Annotated in this window: 21 protein-coding genes; 12 read left to right on the forward strand and 9 right to left on the reverse strand. The window is 55.7% G+C overall.

The genetic code is table 11. From position 1 onward, the window contains the following. Nucleotides 1-30 precede the first annotated feature (30 nt). Both ybbP and ybbA read right to left on the reverse strand, forming a co-directional pair. Nucleotides 31-2448, reverse strand: a complete 2418-nt coding sequence (gene ybbP / locus F3J38_RS07605; RefSeq protein WP_167136488.1) for a putative ABC transporter permease subunit YbbP — start codon at nt 2446-2448, stop codon at nt 31-33. Beyond that, nucleotides 2445-3131, reverse strand: coding sequence for a putative ABC transporter ATP-binding protein YbbA (ybbA, locus tag F3J38_RS07610; RefSeq protein ID WP_167136490.1), 687 nt, complete (start codon nt 3129-3131; stop codon nt 2445-2447). Before ybbA ends, ybbP begins: the two co-directional genes overlap by 4 nt. On the opposite strand from ybbA, the gene tesA reads away from it, so the two are divergent. The 5 genes from tesA (at nt 3099) to F3J38_RS07635 (ending at nt 6901) form a co-directional block, all read left to right on the forward strand. Next, nucleotides 3099-3725, forward strand: a complete 627-nt coding sequence (gene tesA / locus F3J38_RS07615; protein ID WP_240155916.1) for a multifunctional acyl-CoA thioesterase I/protease I/lysophospholipase L1 — start codon at nt 3099-3101, stop codon at nt 3723-3725. The two genes, ybbA and tesA, sit on opposite strands and share 33 nt — an antisense overlap. Before the next feature lie 31 nt (nt 3726-3756). Further along, nucleotides 3757-4530 (forward strand): SDR family oxidoreductase, encoded by a 774-nt coding sequence (locus tag F3J38_RS07620; protein ID WP_167136492.1) that lies wholly within the window; start codon nt 3757-3759, stop codon nt 4528-4530. A 79-nt stretch (nt 4531-4609) separates the two neighbouring features. After that, nucleotides 4610-5464: a co-chaperone YbbN gene (locus F3J38_RS07625; RefSeq protein ID WP_167136494.1), complete on the forward strand. Its 855-nt coding sequence runs from the start codon at nt 4610-4612 to the stop codon at nt 5462-5464. Between the two features lie 64 nt (nt 5465-5528). Then, nucleotides 5529-6443 carry an SPFH domain-containing protein gene (locus tag F3J38_RS07630; RefSeq protein WP_167136495.1) on the forward strand — a complete coding sequence of 305 codons (915 nt, stop codon included), beginning with the start codon at nt 5529-5531 and terminating at the stop codon, nt 6441-6443. After that, nucleotides 6443-6901, forward strand: a complete 459-nt coding sequence (locus F3J38_RS07635; RefSeq protein ID WP_167137129.1) for an NfeD family protein — start codon at nt 6443-6445, stop codon at nt 6899-6901. The genes F3J38_RS07630 and F3J38_RS07635 overlap by 1 nt, the downstream gene beginning before the upstream one ends. On the opposite strand, the gene cueR is transcribed toward F3J38_RS07635, so the two are convergent. Then, on the reverse strand, nt 6877-7293 hold the full coding sequence (cueR, locus tag F3J38_RS07640) for a Cu(I)-responsive transcriptional regulator (protein ID WP_084935465.1): 417 nt from the start codon (nt 7291-7293) through the stop codon (nt 6877-6879). The two genes, F3J38_RS07635 and cueR, sit on opposite strands and share 25 nt — an antisense overlap. A 105-nt stretch (nt 7294-7398) precedes the next feature. On the opposite strand from cueR, the gene copA reads away from it, so the two are divergent. The 4 genes from copA to ybaK all read left to right on the forward strand — a co-directional run bounded on the left by copA (nt 7399) and on the right by ybaK (nt 11482). After that, nucleotides 7399-9903, forward strand: coding sequence for a copper-exporting P-type ATPase CopA (copA, locus tag F3J38_RS07645; RefSeq protein WP_167136498.1), 2505 nt, complete (start codon nt 7399-7401; stop codon nt 9901-9903). Between the two features lie 71 nt (nt 9904-9974). Further along, complete coding sequence (locus tag F3J38_RS07650; protein WP_167136499.1) at nt 9975-10772, forward strand: TraB/GumN family protein; 798 nt, start codon at nt 9975-9977, stop codon at nt 10770-10772. Between the two features lie 44 nt (nt 10773-10816). After that, on the forward strand, nt 10817-10978 hold the full coding sequence (locus F3J38_RS07655) for a hypothetical protein (RefSeq protein ID WP_167136501.1): 162 nt from the start codon (nt 10817-10819) through the stop codon (nt 10976-10978). Between the two features lie 24 nt (nt 10979-11002). Then, the gene (gene ybaK / locus F3J38_RS07660) at nt 11003-11482 is read left to right on the forward strand and encodes a Cys-tRNA(Pro)/Cys-tRNA(Cys) deacylase YbaK (RefSeq protein ID WP_167136503.1); all 480 of its coding nucleotides are present in this window, start codon (nt 11003-11005) and stop codon (nt 11480-11482) included. Here the strand turns inward: ybaK and F3J38_RS07665 are convergent. Beyond that, on the reverse strand, nt 11479-12348 hold the full coding sequence (locus F3J38_RS07665) for a LysR family transcriptional regulator (protein WP_167136505.1): 870 nt from the start codon (nt 12346-12348) through the stop codon (nt 11479-11481). The genes ybaK and F3J38_RS07665 overlap by 4 nt on opposite strands. Before the next feature lie 90 nt (nt 12349-12438). Between F3J38_RS07665 and F3J38_RS07670 the strand changes: the two genes are divergently transcribed. Further along, a complete protein-coding gene (locus tag F3J38_RS07670) occupies nt 12439-12870 on the forward strand; it encodes a multidrug/biocide efflux PACE transporter (RefSeq protein ID WP_167136507.1) in 432 nt (143 codons plus the stop codon). Between the two features lie 84 nt (nt 12871-12954). Here F3J38_RS07670 and ushA read toward each other — a convergent pair whose 3' ends face one another. After that, on the reverse strand, nt 12955-14664 hold the full coding sequence (gene ushA, locus F3J38_RS07675) for a bifunctional UDP-sugar hydrolase/5'-nucleotidase UshA (RefSeq protein WP_370661719.1): 1710 nt from the start codon (nt 14662-14664) through the stop codon (nt 12955-12957). Nucleotides 14665-14868: 204 nt separating this feature from the next. On the opposite strand from ushA, the gene F3J38_RS07680 reads away from it, so the two are divergent. Together F3J38_RS07680 and ybaL are read left to right on the forward strand one after the other, a co-directional pair. Beyond that, complete coding sequence (locus tag F3J38_RS07680; RefSeq protein ID WP_167136511.1) at nt 14869-16065, forward strand: MFS transporter; 1197 nt, start codon at nt 14869-14871, stop codon at nt 16063-16065. A 221-nt stretch (nt 16066-16286) separates the two neighbouring features. Next, nucleotides 16287-17975 carry a YbaL family putative K(+) efflux transporter gene (gene ybaL / locus F3J38_RS07685; protein WP_167136512.1) on the forward strand — a complete coding sequence of 563 codons (1689 nt, stop codon included), beginning with the start codon at nt 16287-16289 and terminating at the stop codon, nt 17973-17975. Nucleotides 17976-18025: 50 nt separating this feature from the next. Here ybaL and F3J38_RS07690 read toward each other — a convergent pair whose 3' ends face one another. The 4 genes from F3J38_RS07690 to F3J38_RS07705 all read right to left on the reverse strand — a co-directional run bounded on the left by F3J38_RS07690 (nt 18026) and on the right by F3J38_RS07705 (nt 22163). Continuing rightward, a complete protein-coding gene (locus tag F3J38_RS07690) occupies nt 18026-19327 on the reverse strand; it encodes an inosine/guanosine kinase (protein WP_167136514.1) in 1302 nt (433 codons plus the stop codon). Nucleotides 19328-19384: 57 nt separating this feature from the next. Continuing rightward, the gene (gene hemH, locus F3J38_RS07695; protein WP_167136516.1) at nt 19385-20344 is read right to left on the reverse strand and encodes a ferrochelatase; all 960 of its coding nucleotides are present in this window, start codon (nt 20342-20344) and stop codon (nt 19385-19387) included. A 192-nt stretch (nt 20345-20536) separates the two neighbouring features. Beyond that, nucleotides 20537-21181, reverse strand: coding sequence for an adenylate kinase (adk, locus tag F3J38_RS07700; protein ID WP_167136518.1), 645 nt, complete (start codon nt 21179-21181; stop codon nt 20537-20539). A gap of 151 nt (nt 21182-21332) precedes the next feature. After that, entirely contained in the window at nt 21333-22163 is an 831-nt protein-coding gene (locus F3J38_RS07705; RefSeq protein ID WP_167136519.1) for a DUF6024 family protein, read from the reverse strand. Nucleotides 22164-22281: the final 118 nt, after the last annotated feature.

The raw sequence follows: 22281 nt of genomic DNA on the forward strand, positions 1-22281 counted from the left end.
GAAAGCGGCCTTTGATTTATGTGTGCAGGATTAAGCCGCTTCAAACCGTTTAAACAGCGCCTTCCCTTTCAGCAACCGAATGCCCAGCCAGCCACCGCACAGTGACAGCAGCAGCGCACCGCTGATCGGCAATGCCATCCACAATGTCCAGTCGGGTTCCCACGGAAAATCGAAGATCTTGCGCTGTAATCCCCACAATGCCGCTTCGGCCCCTAACGCTGCCGCAATCCCCGACACCACACCCAGCAATGCAAACTCACACCACAACGTGCCGCGCAGCAGGCGTTTGCTGGCCCCCAGCGTACGGTACACCACCAGCTCCTGTCGGCGCTGGCGCATGCCGACCTGAATTTGTGCCAGCAACAGCAGCACACCGCAAACGGTAACCAGCACCACCATGATCTCCAGCGCCTGACTCACCTGCGCCAACACCTGCCCTATCTGCTTCAGCATACTGCCAACGTCCAGCAAACTCAGCGTGGGGAAGGCGCGATTGAGCTGCGCCAGCAGCACCGGATTGCTATCCATGCGGAAACTGGTCAGCCAGGTCTGCGGCTGCTGATCCAGCGCCCCCGGCGGGAAGATAAAGAAGAAATTCGGCCGCAGGCTTTCCCAATCCACTTTGCGCAGGCTGGTAATTTTTGCGCTGAACTGCTGGGTATCGCCGCTAAAGGTCAGGCTATCGCCGAGCTTAAGACCAAGGCGATCCGCCAGCTCCACTTCCATCGACACTTCACCCGCTTTCGGCGGCCAGGTGCCTGCCATCAACGGGTTGTGATCGGGACGATCCGCCTGCCAGGTCAGATTGAGTTCACGATTCAGCGCGTTATCCATTTTCGGATTGGCTTCTTTGCCGTTCAGCTCTGTCAGACGCGCACGCACAATCGGGTAGTAGGATTCCGGTTTGATGTGATGCTGACTGAGGAAGTCGCGCACCTGCGGAACCTGCTCCTGCGTCATGTTCAGCAAGAAATAGTTGGGTGCATCCGCTGGTAACTGCTGCTGCCAGCGATCCAGCAGATCGCCGCGCATCACCAGCAGCAGCGCCAGCAGCATAAAGGAGAGTGAAAACGCGGCCAGTTGGCTCAGCGTCATTGCGGGTTGCCGTAGCAAGCGGTTAATCGCCAGACGCATCGCCAGATTACGCACCACCAGCTTACGCAGCAGCAACAGCGTGCCCCAGCCAAGCAGTGCCAGCAGTAACGCCAGCATCACTACGCCCGCCAGAAGCGCCCACAGCATTTTGCTGCCACCCATCAATAACGCCAGCAGACCCACCACCACCAGCGCCATCACTGGCAGATAAATGCGCAGCGGCCAGATATTGGCGACCGCATCACGCCGCAGAACGCGTAAGGGCTGCGTCGCCATCAACAGGCGATACGGGCGCAGTCCCACCAACAGCGAAATCACAAACATCGTGCCGATGGCCCAAAGCCACGGCCAGAAGCTGGCGGCCGGTAGCGCGGCAGGCAGCACGGGTTTGAGCATCACCAATAAAATGATCTCAATCCCCTGCCCTAGCACGCTGCCTGCAATGGCGGCCAGCAACAGCACCGCCAGCCACTGGCCGATAATCAACCGCTGTAAGGCCTTACGCGTGGCGCCGAGCGTTTTCAGCACCGCCACCAGATCGTAGCGGCTACGGCAGTAGTGGCTCATCGCCACCGCAACAGCGGCAATCGCCAGCATCAGGGTTAGCAGCGCTGAAAGCAGTAAGAACTGCTGGGAACGCTGCATCGAACGTCCTAATGCATCTTCTGAATTTTCGACGCTGATCCAGCGCTCTCCCGCTTTCAACTGCGGTTGAATCCAGCGGTCATAGCGGCCAAGTGGCGCGGGATCGCCTGAGAACTTGTAGCGCCAGCTCAAGCGGCTGCCAGGCTGGATCGCGCCGGTTTTATCGACATCCGCAAGGTTCATCAGCAGGCGCGGTGCAGTCTGGAACGGATTGAAACCGCCATCCGGTTCCTGAATCACTTCACCAGCGATACGTAACGTGGTGTCACCGACATCAACGTTATCGCCGACTTTGAGATTAAGCAGCGCCAGCAGTCGCGGCGCGGCCAGCACCGTGCCCGCCTGCGGTTTTAACCCCGGCGGATCGGTCTGTAAGGTGCCGAACATCGGATAGGCATCATCCACCGCTTTAACGTCTGCCAGCTGCGGTGTTTGATCGGCAAAGGTCATGGTCATAAAGCTGAGTTGGCGACTGACGGAGAGCCCCTCATCGCGCGCTTTGTTCAACCAAGCTTCAGGCGCGGGCGCACTGCTGCGCAAGGTACGGTCCCCCGCCATAAAATCACGGCTCTGCTGGCTGAGCCCTTTCTCCATACGATCGCTAATAGAGCCGAGCGCCAAAACACAGGCCACCGCCAGCGTTAGCGCCAGCCAGACAATCAGCAGCGAAGGCGATCGCCATTCACGCCAGAACCAGCGCCAAATCATGTCTCCTCCCACAGCTTGCCGTCGCGCAGTCTCAGCCGTCGATCGCAGCGCGCTGCCAGTTGCTCATCGTGCGTCACCAAAATCAGTGTGGTGGCGAAATCTCGGTTGAGGGAGAAAAGTAAATCGGCGATGCGATCGCCAGTTTTGCGATCCAGGTTGCCAGTGGGTTCATCGGCGAACAGCAAGCCCGGGCGTCCGCTGAAGGCGCGGGCCAGCGCCACACGCTGCTGTTCTCCTCCAGAGAGCTGGGCAGGCAGATGCTGCAAACGATCTTTCAAGCCAAGCTGCGTCAGTAAATCCACCGCCTGTGCGCGGCTGTCACGATCGCTGTCCCCGCGCAACAGGGCTGGCAACTGGACGTTTTCCAGCGCATTCAGCGTGGGCACCAGCATAAAGGATTGAAACACAAAGCCGACTTCACGCGCGCGCAACGCGGCTCGCTGCTCTTCGTCCATGCTGTGCAGCGGCTGGCCGAGCAGGTGCACTTCGCCGCTGCTGCCATCATCCAGCCCAGCCAGGATACCCAGCAAAGTTGATTTACCGGAGCCGGACTCGCCAATCAGCGCGATGGTCTCGGCTGGTTTGACAACCAGCTCAACTCCGGTGAGGATGGTCAGCTGATGCTCTCCCTGACCGACGGACTTAGTAAGATGATGAACTGCAACAATGTTTTCCGCTGGCATTATCCCTTCCTGTTGTTATTGCTTCTGCTGGTGTCCCGCATTGCTGCCGCCGATACCTTGCTGGTATTGGGTGACAGCCTGAGCGCCGGGTATCGCATGTCCGCCACCGCGGCATGGCCCAGCCTGCTCAATAAAACCTGGCATCAGCAGCCCCAGATTATTAACGCCAGCATCAGCGGAGATACCGCTGGACAAGGGCTGGCGCGTTTGCCGGGCCTATTAAAACAGCATCAACCCCGTTGGGTGTTAATCGAATTGGGCGGTAACGACGGCTTGCGCGGTTTCCCGCCACAGAACATCGCCCAGGATCTGAGCAAAGTGATCGACGAGGTCAAAGCCGCCAACGCGCAGCCGTTGCTGATGCAAATTCGTCTGCCCGCTAATTATGGACGTCGTTATACCGAGGCGTTTAGCGCGATCTATCCGCAGCTGGCACAGCAGTACAACATTCCTCTGGTGCCGTTCTTTATGGAGCAAGTTTATCTGAAGCCGGAATGGATGCAGCAGGACGGTATTCACCCCAATCCGGATGCGCAGCCGTTTATTGCTAACCTGATGGCAAACGAACTGGCTCCGCTAGTAAAGCAGAATTAATGCAGGCGTGTGATTTATAACAGGTAAAGAAATGCAAAAAACGATCTTAATCACCGGCTGTTCCAGCGGCATCGGTTTAGTGGCCGCCAACGATCTGCTGTTACGCGGCTATCGCGTCATCGCCGCCTGCCGCCGTCCAAATGATGTGGCGCACATGGATGCGCTCGGCTTTATCGGCCTCCAGCTTGATCTCGACGATCCTGCCAGCGTGGATGCGGCGGCGGATCGCGTGCTGGCGCTGTGCGAAAATCGCTTACACGGCCTGTTTAACAACGGCGGCTTCGGACAGTATGGGCCGCTGACCAGCGTGTCGCGCCAGCAACTGGAAAAGCAGTTCTCCACCAATGTCTTTGGCACCCATCAGCTCACCATGCGCCTGCTGCCTGCGCTGCAAGCCAGCGGTGACGGACGCATCATTAATACCAGTTCGGTGTTGGGACTGATTTCTACGCCAGGCCGCGGCGCTTATGCCGCCAGCAAATGGGCACTTGAAGCCTGGAGCGATGCGCTGCGTATGGAAGTGCGTGCATCGGGCGTCCGCGTGAGCTTGATCGAACCTGGTCCCATCTCCACCCAATTCACCGATAATGTGCATCAGGGAGAACAGGACAAACCGGTGCGCAACCCAGGGATTGCAGCGCGCTTCACCCTACCGCCGGAGGCCATTTTGCCCAAGCTGCGCCACGCGCTGGAGAGTAAACATCCGCGTTTGCGCTATCCGGTGACGCTGGTCGCATGGATAATGAGTCTGCTGAAACGCCTGCTTCCTGGTTGGTTGCTGGATCGCATTTTGCGCAGCAACTAAACAGCAAGCCAGATTTGAACTTGAAGCGGGGCAGCTTGCCCCCATATCCTCAACACACTTTCTGCAAAGAGACGTATTCATGTCACACGCTTTGATTATCGACATCAACGAATCCAACCTGCATCAGACGCTGGAACAATCCATGCAGATGCCGGTGCTGTTCTATTTCTGGTCCGATCGCAGCCAACACTGTCAGGAGCTGACTCCGGTACTGGAGCGTCTGGCACAGGAATATGCTGGTCAGTTTATTCTGGCCAAGCTGGATTGCGATAAAGAGCAGATGGTGGCATCGCAGTTTGGTTTGCGTTCCATCCCAACCGTCTACCTGTTCCAGAATGGTCAGCCGGTTGATGGTTTCCAGGGACCGCAGCCAGAAGAAGCCATTCGCGCGCTGCTGCAAAAAGTGCTGCCACGTGAGGAAGAGCTGAAAACCCACCAGGCGATGCAATTGATGGAGGAAGGCAAGCCGCTTGAAGCCATGCCGTTGCTGAAAGATGCCTGGCAGTTGAGCAATCAGAACAGTGAAATTGGTTTCCTGCTGGCAGAAGTGCTGATTACCCTTAACCGCAGCGACGAAGCGGAAGCCGTGCTGGCGGTGGTGCCGTTACAGGATCAGGATACGCGCTATCAGAGCCTGGTGTCGCAGATCGAACTGCTAAAACAGGCGGCCGATACGCCAGAGATCCAACAACTGCAGGATCAACTCGCTGGCGATCCCGCGAATGCTGAGCTGGCTGCTAAACTTGCCTTACAGCTGCATCAGGTGGGTCGCAATGAGGAAGCACTGGATCTGCTGTTCAGTTTCCTGAAAAGCGATCTGAGTGCGGGTGAAGGCCAGGTACGTAAGATGTTCCAGGAAATTTTGGCCGCGCTCGGCACTGGCGATGCTCTCGCCACCCGCTATCGCCGCCAGCTTTACTCGCTGCTCTACTGACAGGTAGCGCGCGTTAAACGGGCCGAAGCGACTCGGCCCGACAATCTGACAACCAGGAGGTTATATGTTGACTGTGATTCCCGTGATCATCGTACTCGCTTTAGTCACTGTCTGGGCGAGTGTAAAAATCGTGCCACAGGGCTATCAGTGGACGGTAGAACGCTTTGGCCGCTATACCAAAACGCTGCCGCCAGGCCTGAGTTTGCTTGTCCCCTTCATGGATCGTATTGGTCGCAAGATCAACATGATGGAACAAGTGCTCGACATCCCTTCACAAGAAATCATCTCCAAAGACAACGCTAACGTCACTATTGATGCCGTCTGTTTTATTCAGGTTGTTGACCCGGCGCGCGCCGCCTATGAAGTCAGCAATCTTGAGCTTTCCATCCTCAATTTGACCATGACCAACATCCGTACCGTGCTTGGCAGCATGGAGCTGGATGAGATGCTGTCGCAGCGCGATAACATCAACACGCGATTGCTGCACATTGTTGATGAGGCCACCAACCCGTGGGGCGTCAAAATCACCCGTATTGAAATTCGCGATGTGCGCCCGCCGCAAGAGTTAATTGCCGCAATGAACGCGCAGATGAAAGCTGAGCGAACCAAACGTGCCGATATTCTTACTGCGGAAGGCGTGCGTCAGGCCGCCATCTTGCGCGCCGAAGGGGATAAGCAGTCGCAGATTCTGAAAGCCGAAGGCGAACGAACCTCGGCCTTCCTGCAGGCCGAAGCGCGTGAACGTCAGGCACAGGCGGAAGCTAACGCGACACGTGCGGTGTCTGAAGCGATTGCCGCGGGCGACATTCAGGCGGTGAACTACTTCGTGGCGCAGAAATATACTGATGCGCTACAGAAAATTGGTGAGTCGAATAACAGCAAAGTGGTGATGATGCCACTGGAAGCCAGTAGCTTACTGGGGTCGATTGGCGGCATCAGTGAACTGCTGAAGGAGAGCCGTCAGGAGCGTAAACCGTGATCCTGATGGAACTGATTGCCCATCCGCACTGGTTCTGGCTAACGCTGGGTGGCTTGCTGTTAGCCGCGGAGATGCTCGGCACCAGCGGCTATCTGCTGTGGAGCGGACTGGCGGCAGTGCTGGTTGGTCTCATCGAGTGGATGTTCCCCTTCTCCTGGACCAGCCAAGGCGCACTGTTTGCGGTGCTAACGGTGTTGTGCGTGTTTTTCTGGTATCGCTGGATGCGCTATCGCGAGACTGCCCAGCAGCCGAACACCCTCAATCAACGGGGTTCACAGCTGATCGGCATGCATCTGACATTGGATAATGCCCTAAAAGATGGCTTTGGCCACGTACGTATTGGCGACAGCAGCTGGCGCGTGCAGGCCAAAGAGGATTTGCCCGCGGGTACGCCGGTCATCGTTACCGGGGTTGTCGGCATTACGCTGCTGGTTCAACCGCGTTTTCCTTCAGCTTGATGGCAACAGCCCGCCAGATGATTGATGATGGGGCATTCAGCACTGTCATCGCCTGGGCAGGCTTCCGCCAACTCCAGCAGTCGCGCGCGCATCGCATGCAGTTCTTCGATGTGCGCGGCGATTTCATCCGCCTTTTGCAGTGTCCGCGCCTTTACATCGGCGCTGTGGCGCGCAGGATTATTAAACAGTGTGACCAGCTCGCGACACTCTTCCAGGGTAAAGCCCACCTGGCGCGCCTGGCGCAGCAGATTGAGTTCATCGATATGATGTGCGGCATAGCTACGATAGCCATTGTCACTGCGTAACGGCGGCGTCACCACCCCCTTCTCTTCATAGAAGCGAATCGCTTTACTGGTGAGACCGGTCTTTTTTGCCACATCGCTAATGTTCATCTTTTTACCTCATCACCGCTTGACCTTCCCCTGAATGGAAGGTTTAGGCTCTATAACTAATGCAAAGTTTGCAGACAGTCAAACCTCTCGTTTAAGGAGTTTAAGATGTCACACACACAATTACTGGCGCTCGACGGTTTGTCTTGCGGTCACTGTGTTAAACGGGTCAAAGAAGCGCTGGAACAGCGTGACGATGTTGAACAAGCAGAAGTGACGCAACAGGAAGCACGTATCACAGGGGCGGCCAACGTTGCTGACCTGATCGCCACCGTTGAGCAGGCGGGCTATCACGCGGCAGTCAAAGACAGCCCAAAGCCTAATCCGTTGCCAGCAGCAGAGCCGCAGCCGGAGGCGCTGACAACGGAGCCACGATCGCAACCGGCAGTCGAAAACCTCCCTGTTCACCATTTACTGATTGGCGGCATGAGTTGCGCCAGCTGTGTGAGCCGGGTGGAGCAGGCGTTGCAAAATGTGCCTGGCGTCAGTCAGGCACGAGTGAACCTTGGTGAACGCAGTGCGCTGGTCTTGGGTGATGCGCCAGCGGAAGCACTGCTGGGTGCAGTCGATCATGCTGGCTACTCGGCGGAAATCATCGACGATGAACAAACCCGCCGTGAACGTCAGCAGGTCACGGCACAACAAGCGATGCGCCGCTATAGCTGGCAGGCCGCATTAGCGCTGCTGCTCGGCGTGCCGATGATGATCTGGGGCATGCTTGGCGACAACATGATGCTAAGTGAAGCTAACCAGACGCTGTGGCGTTCTCTGGGTCTGATTACCCTGCTGGTGATGGTGATCGCTGGCGGTCATTTTTATCGCAGCGCCTGGCGCAGCCTGCTGCGCGGTACTGCCACAATGGATACTCTGGTCGCGCTGGGAACCGGTGCCGCCTGGCTCTTTTCCATGAGCGTGGCCCTGTGGCCTGAGTTTTTCCCCCTACAGGCGCGACATCTTTATTTTGAAGCGAGCGTGATGATCGTTGGCTTAATCAACCTCGGCCATGCGCTGGAACAACGGGCGCGCCAGCGGGCATCGAAAGCACTGGAACGTCTGCTGGATCTCACGCCAGCTCAAGCCCGCGTGATCGGCGATCAAGGCGAAGTACTGCTGCCCCTGAGCGACGTACAGCCCGGTATGCTACTGAAACTGGTCACCGGCGATCGTGTCCCCGTGGATGGTGAAGTCGAGAGTGGCGAAGCCTGGTTTGATGAGGCGATGTTAACGGGTGAAGCGGTGCCTCAGGCTAAACAGCCTGGCGATAAAGTCTATGCTGGGACGCTGGTGCAAGACGGTACGCTGCGCTTCGTCGCACGCGCGACCGGAAGCCACACCACGCTGGCACGCATTATTAATCTGGTACGCCAGGCACAGAGCAGTAAGCCCGAGATTGGCCGTCTGGCGGATCGTATCTCCGCCGTATTTGTTCCCGTGGTGGTTGCCATCGCGATGCTGAGTGGCCTGGTGTGGTATCTGGTCGGCCCGCAGCCGCAGCTCGCCTACACCCTGGTGATTGTGACCACTGTACTCATTATCGCCTGCCCTTGCGCATTGGGCTTGGCGACACCGATGTCGGTCATTGCAGGCGTGGGCCGTGCGGCGGAACTCGGCGTGTTGGTCAGGGATGCGGATGCGCTGCAGCGCGCCAGTGAAGTCGACACCATCGTGTTTGATAAAACCGGCACCCTGACGCGTGGCACTCCCCAAGTCAGCGATGTGCTGCTGTATGGCGACTGGAATCGCCAGCAAGTATTAAGTGCCGCCGCGCAGCTGGAACAAGGTTCTAGCCATCCACTGGCAAAAGCGATTCTGGCGGCAGCACCCGATATCAGTGAAGAGGTCTCAAAGCAATTTCGTACAATACGCGGCAAAGGCGTTAGCGCTAAAGTCGCAGGCAGAACACTGTGGCTGGGGAATCAGGCACTGCTGGATGAGCAGCATATCGATTACTCCGCCGCCCAGGCCGATATTGAACGCCTGGCGCAGCAAGGCGCCACACCCGTGCTGCTGGCAGACAATCGTCAACTGCTCGGTCTTATTGCCCTGCGCGACAGCTTGCGTCCTGAGAGTAAAGCCGCGCTACAGCGCCTACATCAGTCAGGCTATCGGCTGATTATGTTAACCGGCGATCATCAGCAAACGGCACAGGCCATTGCAGCTGAGGCGGGCATTGATGAGGTGATTGCTGGCGTGCTGCCAGAAGGCAAGGCACAGGCGATTATCCAACTCCAGCAGCAGGGCCGCAAAGTGGTGATGGTTGGCGATGGCATTAACGATGCACCGGCGCTGGCGCAAGCCGATGTGGGCATTGCGATGGGCGGTGGCAGTGATGTCGCGGTCGAAACCGCAGCCATGACGCTGATGCGCAGTGATTTACACTGCGTTGCCGATGCGCTGGCGATGGCAAGCGCTACGCTGCGCAATATGCGGCAGAATTTGCTCGGGGCCTTTATTTATAACAGCTTGGGGATTCCGATTGCTGCGGGCGTGCTTTATCCCTTCACCGGGCTGCTGTTAAGCCCGATTGTGGCAGGGGCCGCCATGGCGCTGTCATCGATTACCGTGGTGAGCAACGCTAACCGTTTGTTGCGCTTTATGCCCGTTCAGCGCTGATCGCCATCTCTGCCCTGTTTTTCGGCGAGTGAAATCGCTAGCATGGATTTTTGACTCAAAAAGGACAGGGCATGAGACGGAGTCTGTGGCAAAGCCTTCAGCAGTTGACCGCTACCCTCTTCCCGGCGCGTTACAGCTGGCCGGCTATGGATATTCAGTTGGGTAATCGTCGCCTGCATCTGGCCGGCAGTATTCATATGGGCACGCGCGATATGCAGCCGCTACCCGCGGGGTTATTACGCCAACTCAATAAAGCCGATGCGTTAATTGTCGAAGCGGACATCACCCAAGGCGCATCCCCCTTTACCAATGATGATGTACATCCACCGCTGGAAACGCGGCTGGATGCTGACGTCATACATCAGCTGAATGCGCTGTGCGATACACTCTCACTGTCGCCAGACATATTTGACACACTGCCGTTCTGGCAGATCGCCCTGATGCTGCAAGCGCAGCAGGCACAGCGTCTGGGATTAAGACCGCAATACGGCATCGATTATCAATTGCTGCTGGCAGCGAAGTCGGCCAATAAACGCATTATTGAGCTGGAAGGCCCAGACACGCAGATCGCGCTGTTGAAGTCTCTGCCGCAAGATGGCCTGCCGCTGCTGCTGGATACGCTGGAGCACTGGCACACCAATGCTCGCCTGCTGCAAACCATGATCAGTTGGTGGCTGGATGCGCCGCCCAAGCAGCAGCCGGTGGCACTTCCCACCACCTTCAGCAGCGAGCTGAATGACACGCTGATGCGCAACCGCAATCAACACTGGCGGGAGTTATTGCTGGCGCTGCCGAAAGGGCGTTATGTAGTCGCGGTAGGTGCGCTGCATCTGTATGGCGATGATAATTTGCCAGCGTTGTTGAAATAACAGAGTGAATCCGTAGCGTCTCAATTTCAGGCGGATGCGTTTTATTGGTCGTGATCGGTGGGGCAAAAAAAGAAGGCCAATATCGCTATTGGCCCGTCAAAGAGGAATTTGTTTATGATTTTGGTTATCGCCAGGGTTACTGGCGCGGGCCAATTTTCGCGCAAAGTTCAGAATTTCGCCAGTATTATTCGCTCAATCTGAAATAAGAATTTTCGTAGCAAGGATCGAACATGACACCCGCTGTAAAACTGCTGGAAAAACAAAAGGTCGCTTTTACTCTGCATCCGTACGACCACGACAGCCAAGAGACCCACTTTGGCGATGAGGCAGTACGCAAGCTCAATCTGGATGCCCGACAGGTGTTTAAAACGCTGCTAGTGGCGCTTAACGGCGATGCCAAAGCGTTGGCCGTGGCGGTGACGCCAGTTACTTGCCAACTCGATCTGAAAAAAGTGGCGAAAGCGCTAGGAGCCAAAAAAGCAGACATGGCTGACCCGCAGCTGGCACAGCGCGTAACCGGCTATCTGGTGGGCGGTATCAGCCCGCTCGGGCAGAAAAAACGCCTGCCCACCGTTATCGACCAGCAAGCCGCAGAGTTTGCCACCATCTTTATCTCTGGCGGCAAACGAGGATTAGATATCGAACTGGCAGCCCAGGATTTAGCACGACTGCTGGATGCCACGCTGGCGGATGTCGCGCGGCGTGATTAGTCCGGTTGCTGGGCGCAGAGTTGGTCAATCATCCAGCGACCTGCAGGTCCAGGTGGGTTACGGCGCGACCAGATAACGTCCACAGCAATATGCTGCGGCCATCCCGGTACGGGCAACTCCTTGAGTACCTGGTGACCAAACTGCTCCACCAGCCAGCGGGGTAATACGCTCCAGCCGAACCCCTGCTCCGCCATCTCCAGCAATAACAGATAAGAGGGTGCGGACCAGACGCGTCCCGCAGGCAGAGGTTCACGGTTTTGCACCCAGGTATTGAGGCGCAAATGGCGTAACTCACCCAACTGACCTTCACTCACCTGCGCTAACTGCGACAGCGCGTGATCTTGATGCAGATAGATTGCCATCTGCGCCCCCACCTGCAAACGCGCGACCGCCAAATCCGGTGGCAGCTGCGGCTGCGCACGCACAACACCCAGATGCACCCGCCCCGCCTGCAAGAGATCCAGCGCATCGGCATCTTCGGCAATCATGCATTCAAATTCGATGTCGGGATAACGCGCCTCAAATCGGTTGAGCAGATTTTCATGGTGGTCGGCCTGCCAGAAATCGGAAATAGCCAGACTCAAACGCGGCTCAACCCCCTGTGACAGGCGCACGGCCAGTTCATCGAGTCTCTGACTGGCGGCAAGAATCTGCTGCACCTGGGCCAGTGCGCGTTGGCCTTGTTCCGTTAACACCGGTTGACGACCACTGCGATCAAACAGGGTAAAGCCAAGATCGTCTTCCAAATTGGCCACCGCGCTGCTGATGGTCGACTGGCTTTTTGCCAAGGCGCGCGCCGCGGCTGAAAAGGATCCACTGGCCACGGTCTGCACAAAGGCCTCAAGGGATTCTGGGGAGTATTTCATGGTGAACCATCGCTTTTATCGATAGGTAATCATTTTATCTTAGCATTTCACGGTGAGAAAATACGCGGCGTTACCCAAAAGGAGGTTTATATGCGTACCCGTTCGCTGAAAGAACGTTTTTGTCATGCCGCAGGATTTGAAGTGTTGGCAATTGTGACCGTTGCCCCGCTGGCTGCCTGGGTTATGGATAAACCGCTGTTTCAGATGGGCGCGTTGGCTATCATGCTGTCAACGGTCGCGATGCTGTGGAACATGATCTACAACAGCGGCTTTGATCGTATCTGGCCACCGCAAGTCAAACGCGGTCTCGGTCTGCGCGCCATCCACGCGCTGGGCTTTGAGGGCGGTTTTATTGTAATCGGTTTGCCGATTGCCGCCTGGATGCTGAGCATCTCGCTGCTGGACGCATTTTTGTTGGAAGTGGCGTTCTTCTTGTTCTTTCTGCCCTACACCATGGCCTACAACTGGATGTGGGATAAATTGCGCCACCGCTGGGTAGCGCAAAAGTCCTGTCAGGCATAAATATCGGTGCGCACCATTGCGCACCCCACAAAACGCCTGATGTCATTGTAAGGCCGCCATTCATGGCGGTCTTCATGCATCTGCTTAATTATGCGCCGCTCGCGGCCAGATCCACGCCAGGATGCTTTGCGGGTAATAGCGCTTCTTTGGTTTTTCCTCGGCTTTACCCCGCTCCTGCACCTGCTGTTCCGTCAGATGAACAATCCCGCTGGGCACGTAGTCGGCGATTTTCAGTGGTGAATGCTGGCTGACGTAATCACGCAGCACATCAGCATCACGCAGCCCGCTATGAGTGAATCCCGCATGGGTCTCGATAGAAGGATAGCCATCGCCACCACTGGCATTAAAGCTATTGGTGGCCATGCGATAGGTTTTATCCTTCTGCAACGGCTCGCCGTTGATCTTCACCTCACTCACCGTTTTGCCATCCGCGACCAGGCTAATATTGCTGAACTGCGCATAGCCGCCAGAGTTGGTTTTGATATTGGCGACCGTGGCAAGATAGTTCAGCAATTCGTCACCCGTCAGCGTGACAGAAACCACCTGATTACCAAACGGCTGCACTTGCAGCAGGTCGCGCCAGCTCAGCTTGCCCTGAGCCAGTGACGTTCTAATCCCTCCGCCGCTCATCACGGCGAAATCGGCTTTTGTGGCTGCCATCTGCGCCCGCAGGATCAGCTGCCCCAGGTTGGTTTGCTCGAAGCGCACCTTGTCACGCTCACCGACAAATACCCCGTCACTGCTGCCCACATTCACATCCAGTTTTTTCGCTGCGCGCAGTTGATAGGGTGTTAATAGCTTCATCATCGCGCTGTTTGGCGGGATCGCTTCCTGCCAGGTCAGCCAGGAGGTGCTGCCGTCCAGATTTTTCACTTCATGCTTCAAATTCACCGGGATCAGTTGGTAGTTATCCAGCGTTAACTCGCCGTTGCGGAAGGTGAAATCACCGCGCCCGACATATTTACCCCACTCTTTCGCCTGCATGATCCACACGCCGTTTTGTTGATCCGGCTGGCAAGGCTGGCCTGGCTGATAATCTTTGACGCTGACGTTCTCTTTCGCCATGCAAACCGCGTCCTGCGAGTGGCCGCCAATAATAATATTGATGGTGCCTGGCGGCAGGCTGCGCGCCAACTCTACATCGCCTGGTGCATTGCTGCCGTGCTGACCATCGTCGTAATGCCCCATGTGGGTCAACGCCACAATCACATCAGGTTTTTCAGTGGCTCGCAGTTCGGCTACCGCTTTTTCTGTCTCTTTCACCGGATCGCGGATGTCGATCTCAGCGATATTTTCGGGATTGGAGATTTTCAGCGTGTCAGTGGTGGTCAAGCCAATCACCGCAATCTTCAGCCCCATACGATTGAAAATCGCCCAAGGTTTAAACAGGCGCTGATCGGTGCCTTTCTGATAAATATTGGCGGAGAGGAAGGGAAACTTGGCCCATTTCTGCTGCTTCTGCAGCACGCTGAGGGGTTTGTCGAATTCGTGATTGCCCAGCGCCATGGCATCGTAGCCAATCAGATTCATGCCGCGAATATCCGGCTCAGCATCCAGTAAATCCGATTCGGGTACGCCGGTATTCACGTCACCTGCCGAGAGTATCAGCGCACCGCCGCCTTTTGCCTGCACGTCATAACGCTGGCTATCCATCAGCGTTTTTTGCGCCGCCAGGCCATACTCGCCTTGTGCATCAGGCCAATAGCGACCGTGATGATCGTTAGTGTGCAGAATACTAAATCGATAACTGCGATCCGTTTGCCATGCCTGTGCCAACATCGGCAGCAATAGCATGATCAGCGCCAGCCAGCGCCCTCTCCGCGGTAATGACAACAAAGCCGATCTCCTTATTCTGCGTTTTCCCACTAACCAGTGGACTTAATGTGCTTTATCTCTCTTCTGTGTCGCACAGATGGCACTTTAACTCAAGACGAAAGGCTTATAGAGTCATTCAGGTATTAACAAATTGATAACGATAAACGCACTCTCAGGATTTTTATGGCAAGTGACATCGCAACCCCGGCACGCACTCCGGGACGGACCGCTTTTGGCATTTTAGGTGCTATTAGCCTCGCGCATCTGCTCAACGACATGCTGCAATCGCTGCTGTTAGCGATCTATCCCATGCTGCAGAAAGATTTTAGCCTTAACTTCGTTCAGATTGGTCTGATCACGCTGACATTCCAGGTGACGGCCTCCCTACTGCAACCGCTCATCGGCTATTACACCGATAAATACCCCAAGCCTTGGTCACTGCCGGTTGGCATGGGCTTTACCTTGTGCGGTCTACTGTTACTGACGTTCTCCAGCACTTATCCGCAAGTGCTGCTCGCCGCTGCGCTGGTGGGCAGTGGATCCTCGGTGTTTCACCCTGAATCCTCTCGCGTGGCACGTATGGCCTCGGGTGGACGTCATGGTCTGGCACAGTCGCTGTTTCAGGTCGGTGGTAATTTTGGTAGCGCGCTAGGACCATTGCTGGCGGCGATGATCGTGGCACCTTACGGTAAAGGCCATCTCGGCTGGTTTGTATTGGTGGCCATGCTGGGCATTATTGTGCTGTTGCAGGTGAGCCGCTGGTATAGCCACCAGCATCGCGCCAGCAAGACAAAGAGCAGCGTTGTGCCGGAAAGCTCGCTGCCGCGTAAAAAGGTCGCGTTGGCAATTACCATTTTGCTGCTGCTAATTTTCTCCAAATACTTCTACCTCACCAGCCTGAGCAGCTATTACACCTTCTATCTGATGCAGAAATTTGGGCTATCGGTGCAAGCCTCGCAGTTCCATCTGTTTGCATTCCTGGGTGCGGTAGCGGCGGGCACCATTATTGGCGGTCCGATTGGCGATAAAATTGGCCGTAAATATGTGATTTGGGTATCGATTCTCGGCGTTGCGCCTTTTACCTTGCTCTTGCCACACGCGTCATTAATGTGGACCAGCGTATTAAGCGTCATCATCGGACTGATTCTCGCGTCGGCGTTTTCCGCCATTTTAGTGTACGCGCAAGAATTGATGCCGGGACGTATCGGTATGGTTTCTGGGCTGTTTTTCGGTTTTGCCTTCGGTATGGGCGGGCTGGGTGCCGCTGTGCTCGGCGTGGTGGCTGACCACACCAGCATTGAAGGGGTATATCAAATCTGTGCCTGGCTGCCTTTGATTGGCCTTTTGACCGCTTTCCTGCCTGATAACCGTCACGCCTGAGCCGCTTTTGGGGGGCAACGTTTTTTCCTCGCCCCCCCTTCACTCTGCGGAAAATCTGCCGATAGTAAGAGATAACTGAGGAAAATGCGGCTTCAGCTGCGTTTTCTTCTTATTTTTTCAATTTATTCGCTTTTCACCGCTCAAATGTTTAAACGCGGTTAGCGAATGTGCATTACACTAGGTTGTTACAAGCGGATACATTTGCACACAAGGAGACAGGCATGCATCACACAACACCGTTGATCACTACCATTGTCGGGGGCCTGGTCCTCGCCTTTCTCCTTGGTATGCTGGCGAATCGTCTGCGTATTTCTCCGCTGGTCGGTTACCTGCTGGCTGGCGTGCTCGCCGGTCCCTTTACGCCCGGTTTTGTCGCGGATACCAACCTCGCCCCTGAACTGGCCGAATTAGGCGTTATCTTGCTGATGTTCGGCGTAGGTTTGCACTTCTCACTCAAGGATTTGATGTCGGTAAAGTCGATTGCCATTCCCGGGGCCGTTGCGCAAATCGCCGTGGCCACGTTGCTGGGAATGGGGCTTTCCTGGGCGATGGGCTGGTCGTGGATGACCGGCTTGGTGTTTGGACTCTGCCTCTCCACCGCCAGTACCGTGGTGTTACTGCGTGCGTTGGAAGAGCGACAGCTGATTGATAGCCAGCGTGGGCAAATTGCCATCGGCTGGCTGATTGTTGAAGATTTAGTGATGGTGCTGACGCTGGTGCTGCTGCCTGCCATCGCCGGAATGCTGGAAGAAGGCAACGCCAGCCCAACGCTGTTGCTGTGGGACCTGATGTTGACCATCGGTAAAGTCGTCGCCTTTATGGTGTTGATGATGGTGGTCGGTCGTCGCGTGGTTCCCTGGATCCTGGCAAAAAGCGCTGCTACCGGATCTCGCGAGCTGTTTACCCTGTCCGTGCTGGCGCTGGCACTGGGGATTGCCTTTGGTGCCGTCGAGTTCTTTGATGTCTCCTTCGCGCTGGGTGCCTTCTTCGCCGGTATGGTGCTGAATGAATCTGAACTGAGCCACCGTGCAGCACACGACACGCTGCCGCTGCGCGATGCTTTCGCCGTGTTGTTCTTTGTCTCGGTCGGGATGTTGTTCGACCCGATGATTTTAGTGGAGCAACCGCTGGCGGTACTGGGCGCGCTCGCCATCATCGTGCTGGGCAAGTCCATTGCCGCCTGGCTGTTGGTGACGCTACTCGGCCACTCGCGTCGAACGGCGATGACGATTTCTGTCAGCCTGGCGCAGATTGGTGAATTCGCCTTTATCCTTGCCGGATTGGGGATTTCACTCGGTATGCTAAGCGATGAAGGCCGCAACCTGGTGCTCGCCGCTGCCATTCTTTCGATCATGCTCAACCCTATTCTCTTTACGCTGCTGGAGCGTTATCTCGAAAAAACCGAGACCATTGAAGAGCAGACCCTCGAAGAAGCGATTGAAGAAGAGAAGCAGATCCCCGTCGATATCTGCAATCACGCCGTGATTGTCGGTTATGGCCGCGTTGGAAGCCTGCTGGGGCAGAAGCTGATGGAGGCCGACGTTCCCTTGGTGGTGGTGGAGAATTCTCGTCCGCGCGTCGAAGCCTTGCGCGAGCAAGGGATCAAAGCGGTGCTCGGCAACGCCGCACGCACCGATACCATGGATTTAGCCCGTCTGGACTGCGCACGCTGGCTGCTGCTCACCATTCCCAATGGTTATGAAGCGGGAGAGATTGTGACCTTTGCGCGTGAAAAACGCCCAGATATTGAGATTATTGCGCGCGCGCATTACGACGATGAAGTGAGTTACATTATGGAGCGCGGGGCAAATCGCGTGGTGATGGGGGAGCGTGAGATTGCCAACAGCATGTTGAACGTGTTGCAAGAAGAGATTGCGCAGAACCCGATTGTGCGTGAGTGTCCGATTTAACAACGTGCGGAGATGGGCCAGGCGCGCAATTATGCGCACCTGGCGACATATTACCTATCCCAATACGACTCTTCTAAGCTGTCTTCCCGCTCTGGCAGGCCGCGCGTCAGACGCGGAGAATGCTGGTTCAGCACCTGATAACTTACCCGGTTCGCATACTTACATACCTGCGCCAACGACGAATAGGTGAGATATCCTCGCGCATGCTTACTGGAATTCGGCACATTCTGGCGGTGGAAATTATTGGCGGTAATGTCGTGCAGTAACGCCGCCAGTGCGCCATCGCCTGCGCCATTGGTGTTCATGATCTTCTCAGGGCCACCCATGTAAGGTGCGATATGCGAGAAAATCCGCAGCGGCTGCTCGCAATCCTGATGGCGCATCGCACGACTGAATTCAAACTGATTAAACTCAGCAATCGCACCCGGCAGCAGAGGATGGTTGGTTTTACGCTTGAACGCCTCTTCGGTGAACCCGGCCATGTACAATCCGGTTGGCCCGGCGGTGCAGAGCACCAGGTCCACCCAATCCAGCGCCATATTCGAGGCCAGTAATGGATCCTGCTCCCCAGTCAGAGCAAACGCTTCTTCTTCGTTCATCGCGACAATCGAGACGTGATCGCGCAGGAAATCACGCCAGAACTGGGGATTATCCTGAATGACATATTTGGTGCCCAGTGTCAGTACCACCGGGACGTTGTGCTTTTTCGCGTATTCAATCGCGCGCAGCGTGGCGGCGGGCATCGGTTCGCCCGGCTGACAGCGAACCAAATAGGAAGTCAGTACCAGTGCTGACGCCCCCGCGATCACCTCTTCGGGAATGCTCTCGGCCTGTAACTGATTCATTAAACCAGGACTGATGGCGAAGGTACGTTCGCCCTGCTCGCCAATCAGCGTAAAGCAGCGCCCAATCGCCCCATCAACACCTTGCAGATAGTTGAGATCCATACGGCTGGAGGTGTTGCACAGATAGCGATAGGCATAACCGCCAATCTGGATGTTGTTGCACATCACACCCAGCAGCACCGAGCGGTCATCAGCCAGCACCGAGTAGTTGTGCAGCGTATTACCAATGGTGCCACCCGCAAACTGATGGCTGATCAGCGCGTCACGCATCAGCTCGTTATACAGCGCTTCCGCAGTGGCATCATCGATCACCAGCGAGTGACCCGCACTCAAGCCATAACGCTGCAGGAAAGCGTCATCCACTTTGGCTTCAATATCCACCAGCGTTTGGTCAATGCCGACCACCCAACTGCCCTCTTCCTGTTCCTGCTGAATAGCCTGCAAGAGCGGATCGCGCGCGTTGACGGGGAAATAGTGTTTGGATTTGCGTTTGCCGGGAAATTTCATGATGGATGCCGTAAGGGAAATCTGACAGAGAATGATATCACACTCTCTGTCACCACTTTACCGGCGTGCGTTGACCAGTTGCACCATCATCTCGATGTGCTCGTCGTCAGCATTGAGCGCAGGGATGTATTCGAACTTCTCACCACCCGCGTGCAGGAAGAATTCACAGTTCTGCTCGCTGATCTCTTCCAGCGTTTCCAGGCAGTCAGCGGCAAAGCCCGGACTCATGACCTGAACATGTTTGATGCCTTTAGCTGGTAAACCCTGCATGGTTTCGTCGGTATACGGCGTCAACCACGGCTCACGACCAAAACGTGACTGGAAGGTCATCATGATTTTATGCGGCGCGATACCCAATGCACTGGCCAGAGCATCGGTGGTGTCTTTGCAGCGCTGCGGATAATCATCACCTTCATCCGCAAAACGCTGCGGAATGCCATGATAGGACAGGACCAACAAATCCGGTTCACCGTGCAAGGCAAATGAGCGCTCAACGGAGGCTTTTAGCGCCGCAATATAGGCCGGATGCTCTGCATAATCGCGGATAAAGGCGACATCAGGCAGCGAGCGCAGCGGTTTAAAGCTCGCGGCCAAACCATCCCAGACAGCAGCCACGGTTGAACAAGAGAACTGCGGATAGAGCGGTAACACAATCAGTTTGGTCACGCCTTGTTCAAGCAGACGGTGTAACGCGCTATCCAGGCTCGGTTGGCCATAGCTCATGCCCAGCTCAACCGGCATATCCAGACGCTGTGCCAACGCCTCTCGCTGGCGTTTACTGAACACCATCAGCGGCGAACCTTCTTCCATCCACACCGACGCATACAGTTTGGACACGCGCGGCGAACGGAAAGGCAGAATGGCGAAATTGAGAATTGGCCACCATAACCAACGCGGTGTATCCACCACGCGTGGGTCGCCAAGGAATTGTTTCAGGTAGCGCTTAACGGCAGGTGTTGTAGGCGCATCAGGTGTGCCTAAATTGACCAGCAAAACCCCAGGCTTTTCTTGCCTCATTGGTATTTCCTTGATGTCAAAACGAATGGATCAAAATCAGGGGGAAATTGTAGCGGAAATCGCGGGAGGGGAAAGCAATTGCTGCAAAAGGGCCGGACAACCGGCCCTTAATAGCACAACCCTAAAACATTCAAATGCAGGAAGGCGGCAAACGAGAGCAGCCAACGCACCTGCAAATTGAAGTATGACGGGTTAACCGAGAATACCGGCCAGCTGCGTGCTAACTTCAGCAACCTTACGGGTGCCGTCAATTTTATGATATTGGGTGTTACCGGCTTCCGCTTCTTTGCTGTAGTAAGCAATCAGCGGTGCAGTCAGCTGATGGTATTCCACCAGACGTTTACGCACGGTTTCTTCCTGGTCATCTTTACGCGTGGTCAGCTCTTCGCCGGTCACATCGTCTTTACCTTCCACTTTTGGTGGATTGTAAGTGACGTGATAAACACGGCCAGATGGCGCATGCACGCGACGACCGACAATACGATCCACAATCAGTTCGTCCGGTACAGCAAACTCCAGTACGAAGTCCACATTGATGCCCGCCTCTTTCATGGCGTCAGCCTGCGGAATGGTGCGTGGGAAGCCATCGAGCAGAAAACCGTTTTTGCAGTCTTCCTGCGCGATACGCTCTTTAACCAGCGCAATCACCAGCTCATCAGTGACCAGTTTACCGGCATCCATGATAGCTTTCGCCTGTTGGCCCAGTTCGGTGCCTGCTTTTACTGCCGCACGCAACATGTCACCGGTGGAGATTTGCGGAATACCGTATTTCTCCATGATGAATTGAGCCTGAGTGCCTTTACCTGCGCCCGGTGCCCCGAGCAGAATAATACGCATTGCGTAATTCCCCTTGCGAATCGCATTGATCAATCTGAGAAGGCCAAGAACATACCATTATGACCCGCACACCACAAGGAAACGGGCGTGCTTCCGGTGAAAGGCTTACTTTGACCTGCTTTAGCCCCCAACGCCAGCAGAGTGCTTGTTTTTAGGAATTACAGCTAAGGGTTAATACTTCTTTCAGGCGTCTTTTCAGTGTCGGCGTGGCATTTTGGTTTTTATTGACGCCCCCACGGATATTGGCGTGCAGCCGTAAACGATGATGCCCAGGCAGCAACTGCACATCCTGCGGCAGCTCGCTAAAATGGACGCCCACAGGCAGAGGAAACAACGCGAAGGGCAAGCCATGTTGCTGAATCGATTGCAGCTCAAGCGGGGCGTCCAAGCTGATGTTTTCCACACTGGCGATGTTAAAGGGCCGCCAATCGCTGTTTTCCATCATCATCAGTGCGTGGTCCAGCGCCGCGCCGAAGTTGAGACCCTGCTCGAACAAACGTAACTCACTGCGCACCAGCGTACTGAAATCACTGGTTTTTAAGGCAATCAGGATCAGGCCACTACTCAGCGCGGCGTGTTTATCCAGACGCGCCACAAACAGGCGTGCATCGCTGATTAATCGTTTATGCAGCAGGGTGGCAAAGGACTCCGAAGCATCCGTTACCCCTTGGCTCTGGCACTCCGCCAGCGGCCGCACGCGTCCTTGGTGCATATCCACGTGTTCTACCAATGCGATGTTACCCGCCGACATTGGCACGGCGGGCAATACACTGAGTTCACTGACCGGATATTGCGAAGCATAACGCGTTTGATTGCGCGCCTGTTCCTGACGGAGAAACAGCTGTGACAGTAGCACCCGTGCAATATGCAGTGAGGGAGCAAAAAAGAGGTCGAAATTTTCCAGCCGATAATGACGGGATAGCAAGCCGCGAAGTTGATCGCGCGCCGCCGCCGCCCTGGCAGTAGCATGTTGGTGATCCATCGCGTGAGATTTCTCTATTATTATGATGCTGTGTGTGGTCGCGGGTCGAGGAGTACATTAGCCGCGTTAAACACAGAGATGCCCATCCGTCAACCCGCCAGAATCTGGGGTAGAGGTT

The organism is Candidatus Pantoea formicae (assembly GCF_011752625.1).
In the GTDB taxonomy this organism is placed as follows: Bacteria; Pseudomonadota; Gammaproteobacteria; order Enterobacterales; family Enterobacteriaceae; genus Pantoea; species Pantoea formicae.